This is a genomic window from Pseudomonas sp. Cab53, assembly GCF_018325965.1.
Classification (GTDB): Bacteria; Pseudomonadota; Gammaproteobacteria; order Pseudomonadales; family Pseudomonadaceae; genus Aquipseudomonas; species Aquipseudomonas chlororaphis_E.
Genome location: NZ_AP021902.1, coordinates 4,248,572 through 4,252,200 on the forward strand (window position 1 = coordinate 4,248,572; position 3,629 = coordinate 4,252,200).

Annotated in this window: 3 protein-coding genes; 1 reads left to right on the plus strand and 2 read right to left on the minus strand. The window is 63.0% G+C overall.

The window, feature by feature from the left end; genetic code table 11:
* Positions 1–61 precede the first annotated feature (61 nt).
* Positions 62–406: a YggL family protein gene (locus tag KI241_RS18460; RefSeq protein WP_042728048.1), complete on the minus strand. Its 345-nt coding sequence runs from the start codon at positions 404–406 to the stop codon at positions 62–64.
* Between the two features lie 232 nt (positions 407–638).
* On the opposite strand from KI241_RS18460, the gene dacB reads away from it, so the two are divergent.
* The gene (gene dacB / locus KI241_RS18465) at positions 639–2,105 is read left to right on the plus strand and encodes a D-alanyl-D-alanine carboxypeptidase/D-alanyl-D-alanine-endopeptidase (RefSeq protein WP_212802849.1); all 1,467 of its coding nucleotides are present in this window, start codon (positions 639–641) and stop codon (positions 2,103–2,105) included.
* Between the two features lie 523 nt (positions 2,106–2,628).
* Here the strand turns inward: dacB and KI241_RS18470 are convergent.
* Complete coding sequence (locus tag KI241_RS18470; RefSeq protein WP_212802850.1) at positions 2,629–3,579, minus strand: alpha/beta hydrolase; 951 nt, start codon at positions 3,577–3,579, stop codon at positions 2,629–2,631.
* Positions 3,580–3,629: the final 50 nt, after the last annotated feature.

Below are 3,629 nucleotides of genomic sequence, written 5' to 3' on the forward strand. Positions count from 1 at the left end.
CAATCACCCGATAAGCAGGCACAAAAAAGCCGGCACCCCGAAGGGTTGCCGGCTCAGATCATCACGCCTTGGCGTTGATCGGCTTTTCCGGGTACCACACGTCCATCAGCGGGCTGACTTCAACGCTGGTCAGCTCAGGACGCGCCTTGAGCCAGGCCTCGACGGCCGCACGCTGCTCTTCGGAAACCGAGCCACGCTTCTGCAGGCAAACCAGACCGTAGTCGTCGCCGCCCACGTAGCCCAGGCCATTGGCTTCCATGGCTTGTTTCAAGAAAGCGTCGAGGAAAGCGTCAATAGCCTCGTCGGCCAGATCTTCTTTGAAATCCAGGTTCAATTCGAAACCCAGCTCTTGAAATTCATCCACGCACAGTTTTTTGCGCAGACGCTGGGAACGGTTAGTCGCCATTGGAACAATCCTCTTAAGTAATAACGGCCGGCACTTTACCAGTTTGGTGCATCAATTGCCCGACTGTTCGGGGGGATCGACCTACCGTCGGTAAAAAATAGCGTCGCGAAGGGCCAGGGTACGGGCCAAGCCGTTGCAGCTTGGGGCATAATGCCGACACTTTCATGACCGTTGAGGGCGTTCATTTTCATGTCCTCGTCTTTTCCCCCTCGCCTGTAGGGTTTTATTTCAAATGATCAAATCTTTGCGTCCATTGCTTCTGGCCAGCCTTCTTCTTCCCCTGGCCCTCCCTGTTTCCACCAGCGCCGCCACGATCAACACCGCCTTGTCACCCAACGTGCAGAAGGCCCTCAAGACCAGCAAACTGCAAGACAACGCCTTGTCCCTGGTGATGGTGCCGCTCAACGGCCCCGGCACCCCGACCGTCTATAACGCCGACGTCTCGGTCAACCCGGCGTCCACCATGAAACTGGTGACCACCTACGCGGCCCTGGAGATGCTCGGCCCCAATCATCAGTGGAAAACCGAGTTCTACACCGACGGCACCCTCAACAGCGGGATCCTCAACGGCAACCTGTACCTCAAGGGCGGCGGCGACCCCAAGCTGAACATGGAAAAACTCTGGCTGCTGATGCGCGACCTGCGGGCCAATGGCGTACAGCAGGTCACCGGCGACCTGGTGCTGGACCGCGGTTTCTTCATCCAGCCGCAACTGCCGGAGTTCAACGACGACGGCAACGACGAGAACAAACCGTTCCTGGTCAAGCCCGACGCCCTGCTGGTCAACCTCAAGGCCCTGCGTTTCGTCGCCCGCAATGACGCCGGCCGGGTGCTGGTGTCGGTGGAACCGCCGATCGCCAGCATTCGCATCGACAACCAGGTCAAGGCCGTCAACGGCAAGCAATGCACCGGCGGCGTGCGCTACAACCCGGTGCCCCAGGCGGACGGCAGCGTGACCGTGACTGTCGGCGGCCAGCTCGGCGAGGGGTGCAGCTCCCAGACCTACCTGTCGCTGCTGGACCACGCCACCTACACCGCTGGCGCCGTGCGAGCCATCTGGAAGGAACTGGGCGGCAGCATCCAGGGCAAGGATCGCCTCGCCGCGACTCCGGGCGGTGCAAAGCTGCTGGCCCGGGCCTTCTCGCCGGACCTCGCGGAAATCATCCGTGACATCAACAAATACAGTAACAACACCATGGCCCAGCAGTTGTTCCTGAGCCTCGGCGCGCAGTTTCGCAACGAAGCCGACGGTGACGACGCCAAGGCCGCGCAGCGGGTCGTGCGCCAGTGGCTGGCCAAGAAAGGCATCACCGCGCCACACCTGGTGATGGAGAACGGCTCCGGCCTGTCCCGCGCCGAACGTGTCAGCGCCCGGGAAATGGCGGCGATGCTGCAAGCCGCCTGGCGCAGCCCTTATGCCGCCGAGTACATCAGCTCGATGCCAATCGCCGGCACCGACGGCACCATGCGCAAGCGCCTCAAGACCACCGCCATGGCCGGCGAAGCCCACGTCAAGACCGGCACCCTGAACACCGTCCGCGCCATTGCCGGCTTCAGCCGTGACATCAACGGCAACACCTGGGCCGTGGTAGCCATCCTTAACGACCCCAAACCCTGGGGCGCTTCGTCCGTACTGGACCAGGTCCTGCTGGACCTGTACCGCCAACCGAAACTGCCACAGACCGCCTCGGTACTCTGACCGGGGACCGCCCCCGGTTCCCAATGGGTAGCCGGGGGCAACAAAACTCGGAACTCACCCCAATCCAATGGTGGGACCGAGCTTGCTCGCGAAAGCGGCCTGTCTGGACCGGTGATGTTGGCTGGGCGGGCGCCTTCGCGGGCAAGCCCGCTCCCACGGGGATCTTTGCCAGGCGCAGGTTTTATGGACATCCCCCATTTAATGGTGGGAGCGGGCTTGCTCGCGAAAGCGGTCTGTCTGGACCGGTGATGTTGGCTGGGCCGGCGCCTTCGCGGGCAAGCCCGCTCCCACAGGGACCTTTGCCAGGCGCAGGTTTTATGGACATCCCCCATTTAATGGTGGGAGCGGGCTTGCTCGCGAAAACGGTCTGCCTGGACCGGTGATGTTGGCTGGGCGGGCGCCTTCGCGGGCAAGCCCGCTCCCACAGGGACCTTTGCCAGGCGCAGATTTTATGGACATCCCCCATTTAATGGTGGGAGCGGGCTTGCTCGCGAAAGCGGTCTGTCTGTTCAGGTGATGTTTATCAGTGAGCAAACACTGCCCTCAATCGTTGGGCGATGTGTTGCTGAGCCTCTTCGGCGTCGTCGACGATGGCGCCCATGCGGATGAAGTCATGGGTCATGCCGGCATACACCTTGAGCTCAACTGCCACCCCGGCCTGTTGCAGGTGCTGCGCATACGCCACGCCTTCGTCATGCAGAGGGTCGCATTCGGCGAGGATCAGCAGCACCGGCGGCAGGTTCGGCGGGATCTCGCCCAGCAGCGGTGAGAAGCGCGGGTCGTGGCGGTCGGTGGCGTCGCGTTGGTAATGGTTGTAGAACCATTCCAACGATGCCTTTTCCAGCAAATGACCTTCACCGTAGCGCTCGATGGACGGCCTGCTGCGGCTGGCATCCGTCACCGGATAGATCAGCACCTGCAACAGCGGCGCGGTGTCCAGCGGCTGCGTCGCCAGCACCGTGGCCAGGCTGCCGCCGACGCTGTCGCCGCCCACGGCCAGGCGCCGGGTATCGATGCCGAGCCTGTCCGATTCGGCCACCAGCCACGTCCAGGCGTCCAGGGCATCCTCGACGGCGGTGGGAAAACGAAACTCCGGCGCCCGTCGATAAGCCACCGACACCACCACGCAGTCGGCCATCGCCGCCAGGTTGCGGCACAGTGAATCATGGGAATCGAGGCTGCCGACCACATAGCCGCCCCCATGGAAATACAGCAGCGCCGGTCGGACCAGCCCTTGCTCCAGCGGGCGCCGGCTGTACAGCCGGGCTGCCAGCCGGGCACCGTCGCGGGTTGCAATGTGCAGGGGCTCGACCACCTCCAGTGCCTCGCCACCGGCATCCATCAACTGCGACGACTGATCGAATTGTTCACGGGCCTGGTCCGGGCTCATCTGGTGCATGGGCACGCGTTTGCCACTGGCGCGGCCATTGCCCACCAGTTCCAGGAATGCAGCGATATCAGGGTTCAACGACATTGAGCACACTCTCCACGCCGACCGGGCACAACGCCCGGCCGGCCACAGGT

Excerpts from the sequence above, each read along its gene's own strand:
- KI241_RS18460 (WP_042728048.1), bottom strand. The coding sequence starts at position 406 with ATGGCGACTAACCGTTCCCAGCGTCTGCGCAAAAAACTGTGCGTGGAT.
- dacB (WP_212802849.1), top strand. The coding sequence starts at position 639 with ATGATCAAATCTTTGCGTCCATTGCTTCTGGCCAGCCTTCTTCTTCCC.
- KI241_RS18470 (WP_212802850.1), bottom strand. The coding sequence starts at position 3,579 with ATGTCGTTGAACCCTGATATCGCTGCATTCCTGGAACTGGTGGGCAAT.